Here is a 20816-nt window from a genome sequence, read left to right as displayed (position 1 = left end):
CGCATAATCTGCGCGCCCTTTGAGTGTCAACCATCGCACCGCCCGCGCATAATCTTCGCGCCTTCTATCAAGCGTCTCTCCCGATCATTGGGGGAGACGCTTTTTCCATCCCCGCGGAGCAGCGGCGGTTCTCTTCATGAGGGTGTCAACCGGGCGGCCGCAATGGCGAGGATAAGGCGGCGTTACAGCGGAAACGACATGGAACCAGGCATCGCAAAAAGACATTGGAATAAGATGATGATCGAGTTCAGGCATTCCTGAGCTGGAGCTGAAGCGCGCCAGATGCCTTTTTCCAGCTCTGCGCGGAGGGATTTCCCGGCATTCCTATAAATCCGCATGCAAGATTGCGACCCGACATTTGGACAAATACATCCGAACATTTCCTTAGTTGGATGATCGGGTTACGATGCTTTTATTCCGGAGTGAAGGAGGAAGGCGGCTTGAAACGTCCCAACGTTCTGCTCATCACCAGCGACCAGCAGCACTGGAATACGATCGGAGCTCTGGGCGGAGAGCCTCTCACCCCCAATCTGGACCGGCTCGCCAGAGAAGGAACGGCTTTCACGCGGGCCTACTGTCCGAACCCCACCTGCACGCCGACGAGAGCCTCCATCCTGACCGGGCGGCATCCGAGCCAGCACGGAGCCTGGACACTGGGCACCAAGCTGCTGGAGGACCGCCGCACCGTGGCGCAGGAATTCTCGGAGGCCGGCTACCGGACGGGACTCATCGGCAAGGCCCATTTCCAGCCCCTGCGCGGAAGCGGCGATTATCCTTCCCTGGAAGCCTATCCGACTCTTCAGGATCTGGATTACTGGCGGACGTTCCACGGCCCGTTCTACGGGTTCGACCATGTGGAGCTGGCCCGCAACCATACGAACGAAGCCCATGTCGGCCAGCACTATGCGCTCTGGATGGAGGAGAAGGGCTGCCTGAACTGGCGGGATTACTTCCTCGCCCCGACCGGGACGATGGATCCGTCGATCTCGCATACATGGCCGATACCGGAGGAATTCCACTACGACACCTGGATTGCGGAACGGACGATGGCGATGATGGAGGGACACAAGCGGGAGGGAGAGCCTTTCCTGCTCTGGGCGAGCTTTTTCGATCCCCACCCCGACTATCTCGTTCCGGAGCCATGGGACAAGCTGTACGATCCTGCAGGCGTCACGGTGCCTTCCGCCACGGCGGGCGAGCATGAGCGCAACCCGCCGCATTTCGGCCTGACCCAGACGGAGGCTCCGGATTTCGGCCATCTCAAGGAAACGGGCTACGGCATTCACGGCTATCAATCCCATCTGCTGCCCGATGAAGAGAGAAGGCGGCTGGTCGCGACTTACTACGGCATGATCAGCCTGATGGACAAGCATATCGGCCGCATTCTGGACAAGCTCGACGAGCTCGGGCTGGCGGAGGACACCCTGGTCGTGTTCACGACGGACCACGGCCATTTTTTCGGCCAGCACGGGCTGCAGTACAAGGGGGGCTTCCACTACGAGGATCTCATCCGGGTCCCGTTTCTCGTACGGCAGCCGGGACGGGTGCCGGCCGGACGCCAGTCCGATGCCATCCAGTCGCTCGTCGATCTGGCTCCGAGCTTCCTGAACCTATGCGGCATCCCGGTTCCCGCCGAGATGACGGGAGTGGACCAGGGCGCCGTATGGCGGGGAGAGCGGCAGGAGGCGCGCAGCCATGCCATCGTCGAGTTCCGGCATGAGCCGACGACGATCCACCAGAAAACCTATGTGGACCGGAGATACAAGCTTACCGTCTACTACAACCAGACCTACGGCGAGCTGTTCGATCTGCAGGAGGATCCGGGCGAGCTGCGCAACCTGTGGGACGAGCCGGATCGCCTTGCCCTCAAGGCGGAGCTGCTGCTGCGGTACGCCTGGGCGGAGCTCGGCAAGGAAGCGATGCCGATGCCAAGGGTCTGGCATGCGTAGCGAAAACGAAGTATGCTTATTCCTGAACGAGTCTGCCGGACAACTGGAGACGCGGCACACCTATGGATGTGCCGCGTCTTTTTTCAAGCGTCGGGAGGGCGCCGCGCCAGCATAGGCTGGAATCCCATGGAGCGATGCGGATGAGCCTCAGGGAGAGCGCGGAAGCCGCAGGCTCTGCACAAGGGGGATGACGAATGAGAGAGTACGGCCATGAATACGCGGACTTCCACTATTACACGCCTACTCCCTTCGAGCGGCTCGGGGGCGTGTGGCTGATTCGTTCCGGCCGGACTTCGGCCAAGAGCAATTATGCCGTGGGAACGCGCATGATCGAATGTTATTCCCTTCATTTCGTGCTGAACGGCTCGGTCGAGCTGCTCTGGGAAGGCGGCTCGGCCATGCTGCGCAAGGGGGACCTGTTCGCTCTCTATCCCGGCAAGAAGCATAGCTACCGGGTATGCGACTACATGCCTTCTTCGCCGCTTGCGATGCACTGGGCCGCCTTCGACGGCCCGCAGGCGCAGCAGGTGCTGGAGCGGGTCGGACTGGCTCCGGAGCGGCCTTATGTGCAGGGCGGGGTGAGCGGAGGGCTGATCGAACATCTCCGGGGCGACTTTCACCGGCATGCGGGCGAAGGCCAGGAATTCGGGCGCCAGGCGGCTCTCTACCGGCTGTTCTCCCTGCTCGACCTGCCTCCGGAGCGGGCAGCGGGGAACGAGCCCCGCTGGCTGGCGACCTGCGAGGAGTACATCCGCCACCACTGCATGGAATCGATCCGGATCTCGGACATCGCCAGGATGGCCGGCGTGCACCGCTCCCATCTCTATGCGGAATTCAGCCGCCGCTACGGGATGAGTCCCCAGGCGTACCTGCTCGACAGGCGGATGGACAAAGCCGCCGAGCTGCTTGCGGCAGACGACCTGTCCGTCACGGAAGTATCGCTGTCGCTGGGCTATTCGGATTTGTACGCCTTCTCGAGAGCTTTCTGCCGCCACTACGGCATCTCTCCGACCGCCTTCCGGCTGCAGCGGGGACAGGACCAGGTTGCCGGCGGATGAGTTTCTGCGCCTATAATTCCGACTATATTCATGAACTAAGTAAGAATAAATGAATTCAAGGGGGATCCCGACATGAAAACAAGAAGGCTTCAAGCTGCCGCCGGACTTTGCGCTGCCGCCCTGCTGCTCGGCCTGACGGCCTGCTCGTCCGACAAAGGCGAGGCGTCGAAGGCAAAAGCGGAGGGTGCCGAAGGGGCGGCCCGGGAGGCGGCGGACTTCAACGAGACCGGCTACCCGATTGCGAAGTCGCCGATCAAGCTGAAGATGTTCGCGCAGCGCGCGCCGCTGAACGGCCCGTACAAGGACATGCTCTTTTTCCAGGACTATGCGAAAAAGACGGGCATCGAGGTGCAGTGGGAGGATGTGCCCGCCGAGGGTTTTGCGGAACGCAAAAACCTGCTGCTGTCCTCGGACGAGCTCCCCGACGCGCTCTACAAGGCGGCGATCACGCCGCTGGAGGCCGTCAAGTACGGCAGCTCCGGGCTGCTTGTTCCGCTCGAGCAGCTGATCGACCGGCACGCGCCGAACCTCAAGGCGCTGCTGGAGAAGAACCCCGAGATTCTGGCCTCCATCAAGGCTCCGGACGGCCATATCTACGCGCTGCCCGCGGTCATCGAGCTGCCCGCGGCACGCACCGACAAAGCCTGGCTCAACACGGCGTGGCTAAGGAAGCTGAACCTCCGGGAGCCATCCACGACCGACGAACTCGTGCGGGTGCTGACGGCTTTCCGAGACGGGGATCCCAACGGCAACGGCAAGAAGGACGAGATTCCGATGACCGAGCTCGATCAGGCCGCAGTCATCTCGTCGCTCGCGGGTTCCTGGGGACTGGATTATCAGCTCGGCTACAATCTCAACATCAAGGACGGCAAGGTCGACAGCTGGCTCGACGATCAGGCCTACAAGGACTACCTCGGCTTCCTGAACAAGCTGTATGCGGAGAAGCTGCTGGATCCGGAGGTGTTCAGCCAGAAGCCGACGCAGTATTACGCCAAGATGGCTGCCGCTCAGGCAGGCTATCTGCATAACCAGGCCGGCGATCCGTTCGGGGAGAAGAAGGACGAGTATGCCGGCATCGCTCCCCTGAGCGGTCCCGCAGGCATCCGGACGGTCTGGGCCAAGCCGGTCGCCCGCGACTTCGGCACCTTCGCCGTCACCTCCGCCGACAAACATCCCGATGCGACGATCCGCTGGATCGACTATTTCTACGGGGAGGAAGGCTCGACCTTGTTCCGTTACGGCATCGAGGGCCAGACCTTCTCGTTCAAGGCCGACGGGCTGCCGGAATACAACGAGTCCATCCGGACCGACAAGCGGGGAATGGGCACGGCGATCGGACAGTTCACGTCCTGGCCGGGCGGGGGCGCGCCGCAGCTGCTCATCGAGAAGAACGCTTCGGCGGTCAACCCGCCATCGGTGCAGGAAGCGCAGAAGAAGCTGGATCCTTACCTGCCCAAGGCAATCTACGGCGCGCCTCTGCTGGATGAAAAAACGAACAAGGAGCTCGATACGCTGCGCCAGGATCTCGACGCCTACGTCGCGGAGTCGACCGCCAAGTTCATCACCGGGGCTCTTCCGCTGGACAAGTGGGACGAGTACGCCAAGACGCTGAAGGGGCTCGGCTTGCCGAGGCTGGAAGAAATCTATCAGAACGCATTCGACAACACCCAATCCCATTGATCGGCTGGAGCTGAGGCCGGACGGGAGCGCTGCCGCCGTCCGGCTCTCCGTCCGCCTGGAAGAAAGAGAGGCGACCGGCGATGACATCCTCCCCTGAAAGGCAGGAGGCGCTTTCCGATCCGCGGCGCGCGGCATCCGGCACCGGTACATCCGAGGCCCGCCGGCTGCGGAGACGCATCGCGGCGCGGTACGACCTGTACCTCATGCTGGCGCTGCCGCTGCTGTGGTATTTGATTTTCCAGTACGGTCCGATGTACGGCGTGCAGATCGCATTCAAGGATTTCAATCCTGTCAAAGGCATCACGGGAAGCGACTGGATCGGCTTCGACAACTTCGAGCGCTTCTTCTCCTCCTATTACTTCGGGCGCCTGCTCTGGAACACGGTCAGCATCAGCCTGCTGCGGCTCCTGATCGCCTTTCCGCTGCCGATCCTGCTGGCGCTTCTGGTGACGGAGATCCGCAGCGACCGGTTCCGCAAGCTGCTTCAGAACGTCACCTACATCCCGCATTTCATCTCGGCCGTCGTCATCGTCGGCATGCTGGAGCTGTTCCTGGATCCGCGGACGGGCATCGTCAACCTGCTGCTGCAGGCAGCCGGCGGGCAGCCGGTATCGTTCATGGAAAGCGCAGGCTGGTTCAAGACGATTTTCATCGGTTCGAACATATGGCAAAATATGGGATGGCAGTCCATCGTCTATATCGCCGCTCTCAGCGGCATCAACCCGCAGCTGTACGAGGCGGCCAAAATGGACGGGGCAAGCCGTCTGCGGAGATTGTGGCATATCTCGGTTCCGGGCATTCTGCCGGTCATCGTCATCATGCTCATCCTCGATGTCGGCTCCTTCATGAACATCGGCTTCGAGAAGATCCTCCTCATGCAGAACAACCTCAACAAGGGGAGCAGCGACGTCATCCAGACGTTCGTCTACACGAACGGCATCCTCAAAGGCGACTACGGCTACAGCTCGGCGATCGGACTGTTCAATTCCGTCATCAACTTCGCCCTGCTGGTGCTGATCAACGGGTATGCGCGCAGAAAGGCGGAGACAAGCCTATGGTGAGAAAAAGTCCGGCTGCCGCTTTTCCTGCGGCTTCCCGTACCCGGATGGACGGCGAACGCGTCTTCGATCTGGCTGTCTATGCCCTCTCCGGGCTGATTCTGATCGTCGTCCTCTACCCGCTGCTGTTCGTCCTGAGCGCCTCGTTCAGCGATCCGCAGAAGGTGCTGGACGGGGAGATGTGGCTGCTGCCCGCGGGCTTCACGCTGGATGCCTACAAGGAGGTGCTCGGCTACGAAGGCGTGTGGAGAAGCTACGGCAACACGCTGCTGTACACCGGCGTCGGCACCGCCGTCAATCTGCTCCTGACGACGCTCGCCGCCTATCCGCTGTCACGCCGGGATTTGCCGGGACGCGGACTGCTCATGTTCGGCATCGCGTTCACGATGTTTTTCAGCGGAGGCATCATTCCGACGTATCTCGTCGTCAAGGACCTCCACCTGGTCAACACGTTCTGGGCGATGATCGTGCCGACGGCGATCGCGACCTACAATCTGATCGTCATGCGGACTTATTTTCAGAACGGCATCCCCTGGGAGCTGCAGGAGGCGGCCCTGATCGACGGCTGCTCCAATACGAGGCTGCTGGCCTCGGTCATCCTCCCGCTGTCGAAGCCTATTCTGGCGGTCATGGTGCTGTTTTACGCGGTTGGCCATTGGAACTCCTATTTCAATGCGCTGATTTATTTGCGGGACGAGAATCTCTATCCGCTTCAGCTCGTGCTGCGGCAAATTCTGATCGTAAGCCAGAGCAGCGTTCTCGACGATGCCGGCTTCGGGATGGCGGAGAAGCTGCTCATGGGCGAGAGCATCAAATACGCGCTGATCATCATCGCCAGCATTCCGGTGCTGCTGCTGTATCCTTTCGTGCAGAAGCATTTCGTGAAGGGCGTCATGATCGGTTCCATCAAAGAATAACGGAGGGATCAAGCCTATGGGACAAAAAGCAGCGGTTTCCATCGATATGCAGTCGGCGGGAGAAGCGTCTATCCATCCCTATCTGTTCGGACATTTCGTGGAGGATATCCGCGATCATATGGACGCCATGCTCGCTTTCGTACTCAAGGATATGGATTTCGAGGATGAGGCGGCCGGGGGCGTATCCTCCGGCTGGCATCCCGTCACGGACGGCAAAAACACGTTGTATGCCCTGGAGCCGGCAGCGCCCAGGCATTCCGGACACAGCCAGAAGATCCGCGTCTTCGGCGCCGACCGCTGCCGCGGCGGCATCGGCCAGAGAGTCTCCGTGGAGGGCGGCAGCACGTACAACGTACGTATCGTGGCCCGGGCGATGCCCGAGGTCCGGAGCTTCGTCTGCGAGCTGGCGGATTCCCGCAGCGGAGAACTGCTCGCCCGCAGCGAGGTCGCGCTGGAGAGCCATAACTGGCGAACGTACCGCTTCAGCCTGACGCCGTCCCGGGATGCCGAGCAGGCCGAGTTCCGGCTGACCATCTCCTCCGAGGAGGAGGGCTGGAGGGATTCCACAGGCTCGGGCACGTTATGGCTCGACCATGTCTCGATGCTGCCTTCCTACAGCAGAGGCATCGTCAAGCGGGAAATCGTCGAGATGACCAGGCGGCTGAAGCCCGGCATGATGAGGCTGGCGGGCAACCATATCAGCGCCTATCATTTCGAGCATGCCATCGGTCCGGATCTGGAGCGTCCGAACATGGTCAACGAGGCGTGGGGAGGCTGGACGAACAAATACTTCGGAACGGATGAATTCATCGCCTTCTGCCGGGACACGGAGACGGAGCCGCTCATCTGCGTCAACGCCGGCACGGGCACGCCCGAGGAAGCGGCCGCCTGGCTGGAATATTGCAACGGCAGCGCCGATACGCCTTATGGAGCGATAAGGGCGCGCAACGGGCATCCGGAGCCCTTCGGAGTCAAGCATTGGGAGATCGGCAATGAAATCTACGGTCCGTGGCAGCATGGGCATTGCAGCGCGGAAGAGTTCGCGGAGCGGTACCTGCGGTTCGCCGAGGCGATGAAGGCGGTCGACTCCGGCATCGTGCTGCTCGCTTGCGGAGACTGCGATCCCGCTTGGAACCGGGCGATGCTGCGGCAGGCCGCACATCGGATCGATCTGCTGACCCTCCATATCTATCACGGCTTCGGAACGACCGGCATCCATCCCGGCACGCCGAAGGAGGAGCGGTACCGTCATGCGGCGGCGTTCCCCGAGGTGACGCGCGAGATGATCCGGCAGACGGCGGAGCTGCTGGATGCCGAGCCTGCTTATGCCCATGTGAAGCTGGCCGTAACGGAATACAACACGATGTATTACCCCAACACGATCCGGGAAGGGCTGCCCGAGGAGCATACGCTGGAGGCGGCTGTGGCGAATGCGGCCAATCTCAACGAATTCCTCCGGCAGTCGCATCGGGTGAAGATCGGAAGCTTCTCGGATCTGGTCAACGGCTGGCTGGGCGGCTGCATCCGGGTCGGAGACGTTTATTCGGACCAATACCGCGGCAGGCTGCCGGGATGGAGCGGCAAGAGCCGAATCATCTACGGAACGCCTTCCTATCATGTGATGGAGCTCTACGCGAACCGGTCCATCGCCCGCGTCGTTCCGGCCCGAACGGAGTGCGATACCTATTTCTGGAAGGGGAGCGCGCCTGCGATCGGGCTGGGGGCGCGGGAGCTTCCGGTTCTCGACGCCGTGGCGTGCCTGGACGGCTCCGGGGAGATTCTGACGGTATTCCTCGTCAATCGGGGCTTGGAGCCGCTGGAGACCGAAGTGCGCATCGAGGGGGCGCTGCCTGCTCCGCTGCCGCTGGCAGGCGGAGGCTCGGGTATAGGAGGAGCGCAGCTTGCTCCGCTGGCAGGCGGAAGGCCGGGCAGGGAAGGGGAGTCGCCGGCCCCCCATGCGGATGCGGCAGCTCTCCGGGAAGAGCTCAAGCCGCTGCAGGCGAAGCTGTGGGAAATCGCCGGAGAAGACTTCGAGGCGATCAACTCGGTGTTCGAGCCGGAGCGGATCACAGTACGGGAGCGGGTCTGGCCGGAGAACGGTCCCATCGTGCTGAAGCCGCATTCCGTCTGCGTGGCGGAGCTGCGGCTCGCCCGCTGAGAATGCAGGGCGGCGGAATTCCAGGTGCGTTCAACGTCGCGGCGGGGAGCGCGGGTCAGCGATCGACCCGTCCTGCGATGCAACGATAGATTGATTCCCATGAAAAAAAGAGCCTGAAGAACGAGAGGTCTGCATGCAAACTAAACCCTGAAGCCAAGCTGGACTCATCCGGCTTGGCTTCAGGGTTGTTCATTCTGGATCGCGCCCCGGCAAGCGAATGGCCATGTCTCGGCTCGGATCAGAGTCCTTGCCGAACCTTGCTCAGGAAGTTGTTCATGAGCAGAGGCAGGGAGACCAGGATCGGCGGATCATCCAGCCGGGGCTCATGCAGCAGCAGCTCCTGAGGCGGGAGGGGGACGCCCGGAAGGACGGTCAGCGGGGACTTGCTGCGGGTGCGCAGGGTCGTCTCCGGCAGCAGCATGTCCATCCCCGCCATCGTCCAGGAAATGGAGGTGGCCATCAGGTAGTAGGTTCCCGGCTTCACGCCGTCGAAGCGGAAGCTGCCGGGATAGCGGACGAGCGTGCCGTACAAAGGGAGGCCTTCCGGAATCGGCTTGGAGAACAAGCCTACGAGGACGAAGCCTTCGAACGGGACGGCGGCCTCGATGATGCCGCTCACGCATCCCTCCCGGAAGATCGGGACGGCAGGCTGCCGCCAGTCTCCCAGCCGCCGAAGGGACTCGAAATCCCGATCCGCGCCGAGGGCCGACTGGCGGAATTCGGCGGGGGATACCCCTACGCGCTGCGTGAAGCGGGTCGTGAACGTGCCGAGGCTCTGCTGTCCGATCTCGAGGCCGATGTCCCGGATGCTCAGATGGGTGCGGAGCAGCATGTCCTTGGACCGCTCAAGACGCATGGAGGACACGTAATACAAGGGCGTCAGCCCTGTGCGTTCCTTGAACAGCCGGGCGAAATGCGAGGGGCTGTAGGAAATGTGCCTGGCCAGCCGGGCAAGCGGCATCGGGTCGAAAAGGTGTCGGTGAATGTAGGCGATGACCTGGTCGATCTCACTGCAAGGCACCATGGAAGGATCCTCCTCCGCCCGCGCCGGCTTTAAGCCTGAGGCAACGTTGAATTCGAACGTTTGTTCTCATTCTATCACATGGAACGATATGGGAAAAGATCTTTTTTTAGGCCTCTCAAGGGCCGTTCATGCCTTCAGCTGGCTCTTCCATAATACGAAGCGGTGGCGGTCCTTCTCGGCTCCCAGATCCCGGAGCAGGCCGGCTCCCCGAGTATCGTCGACGGGGCTTCCGTTCCACTGCTCGACGATGACGCGCGAGAGGCCTTGGCGGATGGCGATCGTGCGCAGGATTTCCTGCAGAACCTCCGCCTCTCTCGCCTGATCTCCCTCCGAAGCCGACAGCGGATGGATCTTGCGCGCGTTGTTCTCGATCCAGTACAGCCAGCGGCCGTTCTCCAGGACGAGGTAGTTGCCGGGCTTCCGGGCGAAGACGCCCTTCCCCTCCTGCGGCCAGTCGGCGACCAGTCCGAACGGGTTGGCGGGATCCGCCGCCGACAGGACGGTCAGGCTGCGTGCCGTGTCCTGCGGCAGAGGATGGCGGACCGCCTCGGCCATTTCGCGCGTCGCGAATTGCATGGACGGCATGCCGGCGATCAGGAACCCGCGGACGAGCACGCCCCATTCCTCCAGACGTTTCAGCAGCGGCAGCAGCTCGTCCCAGGAGAAGGGAGAGACGGCGGCGACCAGATCTCGCGAGAGGATCCCGTACGACTCCAGCAAATGGTTGATCCAGCGCAGCGCGGGCGAATCCTCGGCCGGATAGGCGAGCTGCCGGCCGGCAGCTGCGGCAGGAGGGTGAACCGCCTCATGGCTGGATGTCCCGGAATCTGAACGGGAGGCGACTGGAGGGGCAGCGGTTCCGGCAGCGCCTTGGCGGGCGGATGCCGCGGCGGCTGATGGCGAGCCGCCCGGTGCGGATCCATCGGCCGCAGCCGGGCGTTCGGCCGGACCGGCGCCTGCATTGCCCTCCAGCGAGCCGGTCCAGAACCAGCGGCCGAGACCGGAGCCCCCCCAGGCGCCAGGCCGGCCCTTGGGCGAGCGGGGCTTGGCGGAGGAGACGGCCCTGAGCGGCGCGAACTGGTCGTTCGACACCAGTCCTTCCCAGACCAGCTCGAGCAGCTGCTCCTGCGCCTCCGAAGGAGGCAGGCCGACATCGCGTGCGATCCGGGTCAGGAAGGAAGCGCCGCCGGCCTTGAGCGCCTGAAGCAGGGCGGGATGGGCGGAGCCGCCGTCGTCCCGGGGCAAATAAGGCGCATACAGCTCCCGGGAATCACGCAGGAAAAAGGCGATTTTGCCTTCCTTTTCCCCCGGCTCCTTGCGTCCGAGCCAAAGCACCTCGCCGGAGGCGCAGAGCAGGTCGAGCTCCTCGGGCCGGTAGGCGGCGAGGCGCGAAGGCAGAATGAAGCTTTCCCAGTGCGACAGCGGGAAGTAGAAGCCTTGCAGCGACTGCAGCACCTGCAGCAAGCCGTGCTCGCCCCGCAGCTGGCTGCCCTGCAGCGCGTGCTGGCGGAGCGCCATCTGGCCGCACCAGCGGACGGCGTCGGCCGCCTCGCTGCGGCTGCGCGCATGCTGGACGGATAGCCGGACGACCCGCGCCGCGATCAGGCTCGAGGCATACAGGCGCTCTCCCTTCTCCGCGAACGGGGCCGCCTGGATCCGGTCGGCCTCCAGCAGACGGGAGACCAGCCTGGCGGACCCGTCGGCGCCGAGAGCCGGGTAGCGTTCCGCCAGCTCTTGCTCCGTGAAGGATAGAAGATGGGAGATGTACCGCTCGATAATGAACGACACGGAGTCCTGGTCTTCCGGAAAAGCCGCATACACGCCGGCCTCGTCCGCGCAAACGAGACGCTCCGCGGCCGGGCCGCCGGGCATGTAGGCGGCGACTCGTCCCTGGCGCCGCAGCGCGGTCAGCCAGCCATCCGCCTCGGCCCGGCCGTCAGGCTCGGCGAAGCCGGGCTCGTCCGAGCCGACGGCGGACGATGCCAGCCGCAGCAGCTCTTCCGGCTCCAGATCGCCCCGCAGCTTGAGCAGCCGGTACAGATCGTCCTCGCTGCGAACGCCTCCGGCCAGCCGCCCGAGCCGCTCGCGCTCCGCCTCCAGCACCTCGGGAGCGACCGCGCCGCGCAGAGCCTCGGCGCCGAACAGCTCGCCGGCGAGCTCGCGGCTCATCTGCAGCAGCTGGGCGCGGACGGCGCCGTCCAGGCCGTCGCCCTCGTAGATGCGCATGTTGACGTAATCCGCCGCGAACTGGGAGGCGAGCGGCGACGGGCGGGATGTATGCACCACCTCAAGCACGATGCCGCCGCTCTCGATTTCCCGCAGCAGCTCTCGGAGCCGCCCGAGGTCGAGGTAGACGTTCATGCACTCCCGCATCGCCTCGGCAAGATAGGGGAAGCGATCTCCATAGGGAAGGGCGGCGCGCAGCAGCTCCTCGCTGCGCAGCCTCATCTGCCACATCGGCGTGCGGGTGAAGCTTCGGGACAGCAGCAGCGACGTCTCGGCGATGCGCCGGAAGGCGACGGCAAGCAGCGGGGAGCCGGGAATGGCCGCCAGCAGCAGCTCCGGCAGGTTGTCCGAGGAGACGGAGTGGACGGCCTGGAGCCAGGAGGGCTCCCATTCCGGCAGCACGAACTCGATTCCGTTGTCCTTGGCGTTGCCGTACAGGCGATAGGGCAGCGCTTCCTCGAATCTGCGCTCGATGGCGAGCTGCCACGTCCGGTTCACGCGGCGTCCCCAGGCATTGTGGATGACGATGTGGGTCTGGTTCGAAATATCCTTGTACACCTCGATGGCGATCCGACTGCGGGTCGGCCTGACGCCGGAGGCGGCCTGGGCGCGGACGAGAGCGGCCAGCTGCCGCGCGGAGCGGTCATCCATGCCGCTGCGCTCCCGGAGCTCGGCGATGACGGGTTCGTCTCCGGGATGGACGGGCTCGTCCGGCAGGGAGGAGCCCTCTTCAAGGCCGTCCATCGCGGCCAGGGCCGCCTCGGGAGGACGCCCGGGCCGGCGATCGTTGCGATTCCCCGCCTGGAGAGCCTCTTCATCTCCCTGCTCCAGCCTCTCCAGCAGCTCCGTCCACAGCTCCGCCACCTTCCGGCCAAGCAGATAGGAGCGGGAGCCGGCTTCGTTGCGCCAGAACGGGATCTCGCTGAAGCTGTTCGACGTCTCGGCCACATACACGCGATCCTTGCTGATCTGCCGGATCATCCAGGAATTCGTGCCGAGCTGGAACACGTCTCCGACCCGGCTCTCCTGGACGAACTCCTCGTCCAGCTCGCCGATATGGGCGCGGCTGTCGGCATGGTGGACGGGATAAGCGCTGCTCTGCGGGATCGTGCCCGCTCCCGTGACCGCTGCCATGGAGCTGTTGCTGCGAGGTCCTACCGTGCCGGAGCCCCGGTCCCACTCCAGCAGCGGCCGGGAAAACGGATAGAAGCCGGCCAGCACCGCCAGCATCGATTCCAGCCTGCCGCGCGGGAAGGCTTGATAGCTGTCGCTTCCCGCGATCAAGCGGTGCATGGCCTCCACGGTCCACTCGCCGCCGGAAGCCATGGCGACTGCCTGCTGCGACAGCACGTCAAGCGCGTCGCGCGGAATCTCGATCGGCTCGATGTCGCGCTCCGCGATCATGCGGCTGAGCACCGCGATTTCGGGCAGCGCGCCGCGCTGGCGGGAGAGGATGACGCCGCGGCTCGCCTCGCCGACTCCGTGTCCGGCGCGGCCGATCCGCTGGATGCCGGCGGCGGCGGACAAGGGCGAGTCGATCTGGATGACGAGGTCGACGTGGCCGACGTCGATGCCGAGCTCCAGCGACGAGGTGGCGACGATGCAGCTCAGCTCGCCCGCCTTCAGCAGACGCTCGACCTCGAGCCGCCGCGACCGGTCCATGCTCCCGTGATGGGCGCGGCACATCTCGCGGCCGGTATAGTCGTTCATCCGCAGGCAGAGCCGTTCGGCCAGCCTGCGGCTGTTCACGAAGACAAGCGTCGAGCGGCTCCCTTCCATGAGCTGGAGCAGCCGGTCCATGATCGGGAACCAGACGGATTCCCGGGTCCGGTGCAGCCGGCTGTGGTCGGGCATCGTGACCGACACCTGCATCGTTTTGGGCATCGCGCTCTCCACGATGGCCACGGGGCGGGGGAGATAACCGAGCGGATGGGCCGGACCGTCTCCGTCGCCGTCGGACGAGAGAAGAGGGGCGGCTGAATCTGAAGCCTCCGTCTCGCCGCCTGCTTCGGGAGACCATCCCCCGAGAAAGCGGGCGACGCTCTCCATCGGCCTTACGGTCGCCGACAGGCCGATGCGCTGCAGCGGACGGCCGCACCAAGCCTCGAGCCGCTCCAGCGTCAAGGAGAGATGGGAGCCGCGCTTGTCCGCCGCCAGATCGTGGATCTCGTCGACGATGACTTGGCGGGTCGTCCGCAGCATCGTTCTTCCCTTGGCCGAGCCGAGCAGGATGTAGAGCGATTCGGGGGTAGTGACCAGCACGTCGGGCGGCTTGCGCAGCATGGCGGCTCGCTTGGAGGCAGGCGTATCGCCGGTCCGGACTGCGCAAGTAATTCTTTGTGATGCCTGGTCATACCCGGCAGGGTGCTCAGGGGCAAGCCATTGTTCATGCTGCCGCCCGATCTCCTCGACGAATCCGGCGACATGGTCGTAGATGTCATTGTTCAGCGCCTTGAGCGGCGTGACGTAGATGACCCGGACTCCGGCCGGCGGCATGCTGCCGTCCAGGCTTTCGCCCGTCTCTTCCTTGGAGCGGAGCACCAGGTCCAGGCAGGGCAGCAGGGCGGCCAGCGTCTTGCCGGAGCCGGTCGGAGCGGCCAGCAGCGTATGCTCTCCCTCTCCGATGGATGCCCATGCCCGGCGCTGGATGTCGGTAGGGCTGCCGAAAGAGCCCGCGAACCAGTGCGCGAGAACGGGGTGGAACCGATTCAGCGATGGATCGGGCTGTCGATGGGTCGTCATGGAATCACCAAGCCTCCTTGTCGTAGAAGGGGAAAATCGGCTCTGTTGAGACGGCAGGGCTGCGATGCAGCGGCTGCAGCGTTGTCTTCTAAGAATACTATACTTCGCTTTGCCGTCCTAATCGGAAGCGCGTCTTGCGTGGACGTTTTCGCCTTGTTTTCCTTCCGCAAAAATTCCAAAAGCAGGCCCTTGAAACCGGAGCAGCCGCTCGGCGCGACGAGGGAAAGGAGCGGCCCGGTGAAACATTCGGGACTGGAATGCGTCTACTCTAGTGGAAATATCCGGTTGATAGACGACGAATGGCATCGATTTCGATTCAAGGAGGCTGTCTTCATATGATCCTGACATCTATCCGCCGCCCCGCACTCGCTGTGCTGGCGGCAACGATTCTGGCCGGCGGCGGCATGGGGGCCGGCACGGCTGCCGCGGCCGGCTCGGCTCCGTCCGCGACCATCCTGCTGGACGGGTATCCGCTGACTTTCCCGGCCCAGCCGATCATCCAGGACGGAACGACGATGGTTCCTTTCCGGGCCATTGCCGAAGCGCTGCAGATTCCCGTCGAGTGGAATGCCGCCGGCAAGACGGTTACGGCCGTCAAGACCACGGATGAAGGCCCGCGCAAGGTCGTGCTGCGCCAAGGCAGCAAGCAGGCGACGGTCGACGGCGCGGCGGCTCAGCTCGGGGCTGCCCCCGTGCAGAAGGGCGGAACGGTCCTCGTTCCGCTGAGCTTTTTCAGCAGCGCGTTCGGAGCGCAAGTGAGCTGGGACGGGGCGACCCGCACCGTATCGATCGTTTCTCCCCCGGAGAAGCTGTACACGAAAGCCTATTACGCCATCAGATCCTATTCCCAAGTGAAGCAGCTGGGCCGCTTCGACGCGGTCGCCTTCGGCTGGGGCCGGATCGGGGAGGACGGCAGGCTGACGCTCAAGGGCAAAGACTTCTACTGGCCCCAAGCCGACGGCGACGTCACCCCGGAATCGATCGTAGCGGGCGCGGGAGCGGCCGGCGGCCTGACGGAATTCATGGTTTTCTCCGGGGACGCCAAAGGCGAGCTGACCAAGATGCTCGGGGATTCCTCGCTGAGAGCCGAGACGGTCAAGGGCATCGTCGACACCGCTTCGCAGGGAGGCTTCAAATCCATCGACCTGGACTTTGAAGGGCTCGGAATGACCGGAGACAAGGCGGCGGCCGCGCAGTCGTTCAACGTGTTCGTCAAGGAGCTTCGGACGGCTTCCAAGGCGGCCGGGCTCGGCCTGTCGCTGTCGCTGCATCCGCTGAACGGCTCCTACAAAGGCTATGACTACAAAACGCTGTCGCAGCTGTCCGACGAGATCGCGATCATGGCATACGATTACGGGCAGGGCGGCAAGCCGGAGCCTCTGGCCAAGGTGGATGAGGCCATCCGGCTGGCGCTGAAGGAGACCGACCGCAGCAAGCTGCTGCTCGGCATCAACTTCAACAGCGAGACGGCGTTGTCGCTGTCCGGACCGGCGGGGCTGGCCAAGCGGTACGGCCTCAAGGGCATCGCGCTGTGGCGGCTCGCTCCCGGCCTGGTCGACGCCGATTCCTTGGCGGCTCTGGAACGGACGGTCAAGCTCAGAGGTCCTGCCGAGGGCTGATGCCGCCGATCCGACTCCAACCGCAGCTTAGAAGAAGGGGGACATGGCCGGAATGCGACCGGAAGCCTATCTAAGAAGCGCGCAGCTGCTGCGGGACAGCGTGCCTTCCTTCGCGGAGTATCCCTTCTCGCTCCCGGTCATCCGGGAGATGGACAAGATCACGCTGCATCCCAAGGTGACGTACATCGTCGGGGAGAACGGCATGGGCAAATCCACCCTGCTCGAAGGGCTTGCGGTGTCATGGGGCTTCAATGCCGAGGGAGGCGGCCTGAACTTCACGTTCTCCACCTATGCTTCCCATTCGGAGCTTCACCGGCATTTGAGGCTGGCGCGCGGAACCCGCAAGCCTCGGGACGGGTTCTTCTTCCGGGCAGAGAGCTATTACAATCTGGCCAGCAATATCGAGGAGCTGGACCGGGAAGGCTCCGGCCCCTCCATCATCGACAGCTATGGCGGCCGCTCGCTCCATGAGCAGTCGCATGGGGAATCTTTTTTTGCGGCCTTCATGAACCGGTTCGGCGGCGGAGGACTGTATGTGATGGACGAGCCGGAGGCGGCGCTGTCGCCGACGAGGCAGCTGTCGATGCTGGCCCGGATCCACGAGCTCGTCGGCAAAGGCTCCCAATTCATCATCTCCACGCATTCGCCGATTCTGATGGCTTATCCGGACGCAGTCATCTATCAGCTCAGCGGGAGCGGCATCGAAGAGGTCGCGCTGGAGGAGACGGAGCATTTCCGGGTGACGAGGCAGTTCCTGAACAACCGGAGTCCTATGCTGGAGGAGCTGTTCTCGGAGGAATAGGCTCGAATCCTTCCGCTCATGGAGCGACAGGTTTAAGGGCATTGGGAAGAGGCGTGTGGAGAGCCAAAGAGAGGCATGAGAAGTTCTCATGCCTCTCTTTGTTCTTCCCGGGAGGCTTCAGCCAGGCTTTGCGGTCCCTTCGCTGCGGATCGGGAGCGCGGCGGCAGCCGACTGGCAATGGCACTTGAGCGAGACCTATAATAAGAGCAAACAGATTCCCTCGGGACGGAAAGAGGGAAAGGGGGCTGCAGACGCATGGCATCTTCAACCGAAACCTCATCCTACCGCGAACGGGGCGATGCCCCTTCATCCGCCGGACAAGCCGGCGGCAAGCGGGCCGGCTGGCGTTCCTTCGTCAGGCTCATCATGGCGTCCAAGCCGCCCAAAAAGCTGATCGCCGTCGCGCTGCTGCTGAGCCTGGCTTCCACGGCGGCAGGCCTCGTCGTGCCGATGGTGACCAAGCAGTTCATCGACGGCTTCAGCCTGAGCGCCTTGAAGCCGGGCCATATCGTCATGCTGGCCGGATTCTTCGTCATCCAAGCGCTGGCCGGAGCGTACTCCAGCTACCTGCTCGCCCGGCTCGGGCAGCATGTCGTCGCGAGCCTGCGCGAGCGGCTGTGGCGCAAGCTGATGGCGCTGCCGGTCGCTTATTACGATCGCCACCAGACGGGCGAGACCGTCAGCCGCATGACCAACGACACAGGCGTCGTGCGCGGACTCATCACCGATCATCTGGTCGGCTTCGTCACCAGCATCATCTCGGCGATCGGAGCGTTCATCCTGCTGCTGACGCTGGATTGGCGCATGACGCTCATCCTGCTGATCGCGATTCCGGTGCTGGCCGGCATCATGGTGCCGCTCGGCATGATGATGCACCGCATCGCCAAGGAAACGCAGGACGAGACGGCTGCCTTCTCCGGCGGCATCAACAACGTGCTGTCGGAGGTCCGCCTCGTCAAGGCGTCGGGCGCGGAGCGGCGCGAGCTGGAGCACGGCTTCAAGGGTATCCGCGCCTTGTACCGGCTCGGCGTCCGAGAAGGCAAGGTCGGAGCGTGGATCGGCCCCGCCGTCTCCTTCACGATCATGATGCTGCTCGTCATCATCATCGGCTACGGCGGCGTGCGCGTATCGTCAGGCGAGATGACGGCCGGCGATCTCGTCGCCTTCATCCTGTACCTCATGCAGATCATCATGCCGGTCAGCCAGATCGCGGTCTTCTTCTCCCAATTCAACAAGGCGATGGGAGCGACGGAGCGGATCAGCGCGACGCTGGAGGAGACCGAGGAGGACTTCGCCGCCGGCGGGGAGCTCCGCAGCGCGTCGGCACCCGTCACGGCCGAGGGACTGGCGTTCGCCTATGCAGGCAGCGATCCCATCATTCAGGGCATGGACTTCGCGATCCAGCCGGGACAGGTTACGGCGATCGTCGGTCCCAGCGGAGGCGGCAAAACAACGCTCTTCTCGCTTCTGGAGCGGTATTACGCTCCTACCGCCGGAAGGCTGCTGATCGGGGGCGTGCCGCTCGCGGACTACTCCCTCGCCAGCTGGCGCAGCCGGATCGGCTATGTGGCGCAGGAAAGCCCGCTGATGGCCGGCACGATCCGCGACAATCTGACGTACGGCATCGACCGCGCGCCGGAGCCGGAGGAGCTGGAGAGAGCGGCGCGCCTGGCCTACGCCGACGTCTTCATCAGCGAGCTGCCGCAAAAATACGACACCGAGGTTGGCGAGCGCGGCATCAAGCTGTCCGGCGGGCAGCGGCAGCGCATCGGGATCGCGCGGGCTCTGCTGCGCAATCCGGACATCCTGCTGCTCGACGAGGCGACCTCGGCGCTCGACAGCCAGTCGGAGGTGATCGTGCAGCAGGCTCTCGGCAATCTGATGGAGGGGCGCACGACGGTCGTCATCGCCCACCGGTTGTCGACCGTCGTGGACGCCGACCAGATCCTGTTCGTGGACAAGGGACGCATTACCGGTCGGGGCACCCATGAGGAGCTGCTGGAGACGCATGAGCTGTACCGCGAGTTCGCGCTGCGCCAGCTGCGCTCTCCGAAGGAAGACGAGGCGGAGGAGCCGGTTGACCCCCGTTCGCAGCCGGAATTATACTAGAAGCATGGCGGCATGCCGCCATAGGGAATGGGAGGCGGATCCGCGCCTGCCTGCCCTCTGTACGGAATATCACGGGGTTGCACAGATAGAGTCTCAGACAGATAGAGAAATAGGGACAGAGATAGAACGAGAACAGATCCTCTCGCAGCTGGCAACGGATAGGAGGAGATTGTGGAGTGAACAGCATCCATTCTGAAGAAGACCTGGTCAAGCTCGCGCAGCTTCATCTGCCGGGCTATGGCTACGGAACGAAGGCGGGTGCGGAAGCATCCGCCGTCTCGACGGCTGAAGCCCTGCCGCCCATCATCTGCGCCTCGACGCGGCGGATCGTGCTGATCAGCCCGTACCCCAACCTGCTGCATGAGCTGATCCGGGACTTGTCCGCCGCCTGCTACGATGTCATGGTCTTCCACCGCGTGGATGATTACGTTCTGCACAGCCTGCAGGCAGACCTGTACCTGATCGACGGCAGCGCGGCCGACATGCTCGGCAGCGATCCCGGCTTCCGCACCTTCATGGCGGATCCGTCCAAGCAGAGCCGCGCCATTCTCCTGGACGGCCGGGACAAGCAAGGAACTCAATTCCGCGGCAGCGCGGATACCGGAGTCCTGCAGACGGTATCCCCCGCGGACGCTTTGGATCTCGTCGAGGACTGGCTGCTTCGGCATCCTGCCGCAGACGAGGCCGATCCAGGCATTCTGGGCTTCAAGGACCTGATCCTGGACACGAAGCGCATGGCGGTGTTCCGCGGCGGCAGCCCGATCGATCTGACCAAGACGGAGTATGAGCTGCTGCTCAGCTTCATCGGCGCGGAGGGAGCCGTCCAGACGCGCGACCATCTCATGGCGACGATCTGGGATGCGCCGTTTTTCGGCAACAGCAACGTCGTCGACGTCCATGTGAAGAGCCTGCGGCGCAAGCTGGGCGACAACGCCCTGGCTCCGATGTACATCGAGACCGTGCGCGGAGTCGGCTACCGGCTCGCGGATTGAGGAATGCCAGGCAAGAAGGAGCGCCCGCCGGGGCGCTTCTTTTTGTCTTTTTGATCCAGCCGTGACAACCGGCTTTTGGGAGGGCTGTTCGTCCGCGGGTTTGGCTATAGCCATCCTTTACGTAGAGCGCGCGCCGCGATAGGGATACTCTGAAAGGAGAAGGCGCGCTTCCAAGAAGGAAGCTGTGTCCGCAGGAGGTGCTTCCCGTGAAATGGCTCCAGGCATTCCTCGCCTATTACAGGCCTTACCGGCTCATGCTGGCCGCCGATCTGTTCTTCGCCGCCCTGGCTTCCCTCGTCGTCCTCGCTTACCCCATGCTCATCAGCCGCATAACAAGCGAGGCGATCAGCGGGCAAGGCATAGCGGCAGAGATGATGGCGAGGATCATCGGCGTGTTCTTGTTCCTCATGATCGTCGAATACGCAAGCGGCTTCTACACGGACTACTTCGGGCATGCCGTGGGCGCGAGAATGTAGGCGGAC

13 protein-coding genes are annotated in these 20816 nt (G+C 63.7%); 11 read left to right on the top strand and 2 right to left on the bottom strand.

Annotated features, from left to right (window positions below):
• Nucleotides 1-440 precede the first annotated feature (440 nt).
• From CIC07_RS23635 to CIC07_RS23610, 6 genes are all read left to right on the top strand, one after another.
• Nucleotides 441-1949 carry a sulfatase family protein gene (locus tag CIC07_RS23635; protein WP_240923496.1) on the top strand — a complete coding sequence of 503 codons (1509 nt, stop codon included), beginning with the start codon at nucleotides 441-443 and terminating at the stop codon, nucleotides 1947-1949.
• Nucleotides 1950-2143: 194 nt separating this feature from the next.
• Nucleotides 2144-3007 carry a helix-turn-helix transcriptional regulator gene (locus tag CIC07_RS23630; RefSeq protein WP_076357626.1) on the top strand — a complete coding sequence of 288 codons (864 nt, stop codon included), beginning with the start codon at nucleotides 2144-2146 and terminating at the stop codon, nucleotides 3005-3007.
• A gap of 72 nt (nucleotides 3008-3079) precedes the next feature.
• Nucleotides 3080-4687, top strand: a complete 1608-nt coding sequence (locus CIC07_RS23625) for an extracellular solute-binding protein (RefSeq protein WP_076357628.1) — start codon at nucleotides 3080-3082, stop codon at nucleotides 4685-4687.
• Nucleotides 4688-4767: 80 nt separating this feature from the next.
• Nucleotides 4768-5748 (top strand): ABC transporter permease, encoded by a 981-nt coding sequence (locus CIC07_RS23620; RefSeq protein ID WP_083688199.1) that lies wholly within the window; start codon nucleotides 4768-4770, stop codon nucleotides 5746-5748.
• On the top strand, nucleotides 5742-6662 hold the full coding sequence (locus tag CIC07_RS23615; RefSeq protein ID WP_076357630.1) for a carbohydrate ABC transporter permease: 921 nt from the start codon (nucleotides 5742-5744) through the stop codon (nucleotides 6660-6662). Before CIC07_RS23620 ends, CIC07_RS23615 begins: the two co-directional genes overlap by 7 nt.
• Nucleotides 6663-6678: 16 nt before the next feature.
• On the top strand, nucleotides 6679-8820 hold the full coding sequence (locus CIC07_RS23610) for an alpha-L-arabinofuranosidase C-terminal domain-containing protein (RefSeq protein ID WP_076357632.1): 2142 nt from the start codon (nucleotides 6679-6681) through the stop codon (nucleotides 8818-8820).
• Between the two features lie 238 nt (nucleotides 8821-9058).
• Here the strand turns inward: CIC07_RS23610 and CIC07_RS23605 are convergent, their stop codons facing one another.
• Both CIC07_RS23605 and CIC07_RS23600 read right to left on the bottom strand, forming a co-directional pair.
• Nucleotides 9059-9844 (bottom strand): helix-turn-helix domain-containing protein, encoded by a 786-nt coding sequence (locus CIC07_RS23605; protein WP_076357634.1) that lies wholly within the window; start codon nucleotides 9842-9844, stop codon nucleotides 9059-9061.
• Nucleotides 9845-9970: 126 nt separating this feature from the next.
• Nucleotides 9971-14812, bottom strand: a complete 4842-nt coding sequence (locus tag CIC07_RS23600; RefSeq protein WP_094248278.1) for a DEAD/DEAH box helicase — start codon at nucleotides 14810-14812, stop codon at nucleotides 9971-9973.
• A 335-nt stretch (nucleotides 14813-15147) separates the two neighbouring features.
• On the opposite strand from CIC07_RS23600, the gene CIC07_RS23595 reads away from it, so the two are divergent.
• From CIC07_RS23595 to CIC07_RS25545, 5 genes are all read left to right on the top strand, one after another.
• Entirely contained in the window at nucleotides 15148-16431 is a 1284-nt protein-coding gene (locus CIC07_RS23595; RefSeq protein WP_076357638.1) for a stalk domain-containing protein, read from the top strand.
• A 43-nt stretch (nucleotides 16432-16474) separates the two neighbouring features.
• Complete coding sequence (locus CIC07_RS23590; protein ID WP_076357640.1) at nucleotides 16475-17233, top strand: AAA family ATPase; 759 nt, start codon at nucleotides 16475-16477, stop codon at nucleotides 17231-17233.
• 366 nt (nucleotides 17234-17599) lie between these two features.
• The gene (locus CIC07_RS23585; protein ID WP_076358021.1) at nucleotides 17600-19342 is read left to right on the top strand and encodes an ABC transporter ATP-binding protein; all 1743 of its coding nucleotides are present in this window, start codon (nucleotides 17600-17602) and stop codon (nucleotides 19340-19342) included.
• 176 nt (nucleotides 19343-19518) lie between these two features.
• On the top strand, nucleotides 19519-20334 hold the full coding sequence (locus CIC07_RS23580; RefSeq protein WP_083688203.1) for a winged helix-turn-helix transcriptional regulator: 816 nt from the start codon (nucleotides 19519-19521) through the stop codon (nucleotides 20332-20334).
• 206 nt (nucleotides 20335-20540) lie between these two features.
• Complete coding sequence (locus tag CIC07_RS25545) at nucleotides 20541-20810, top strand: hypothetical protein (protein ID WP_234992961.1); 270 nt, start codon at nucleotides 20541-20543, stop codon at nucleotides 20808-20810.
• Nucleotides 20811-20816: the final 6 nt, after the last annotated feature.

The sequence above is a fragment of the Paenibacillus sp. RUD330 genome (assembly GCF_002243345.2).
Lineage (GTDB): Bacteria > Bacillota > Bacilli > Paenibacillales > Paenibacillaceae > Paenibacillus_O.
The sequence above is the reverse complement of the archived record's forward strand: the minus strand, read 5'-3'. Positions and strand labels throughout refer to the sequence as shown.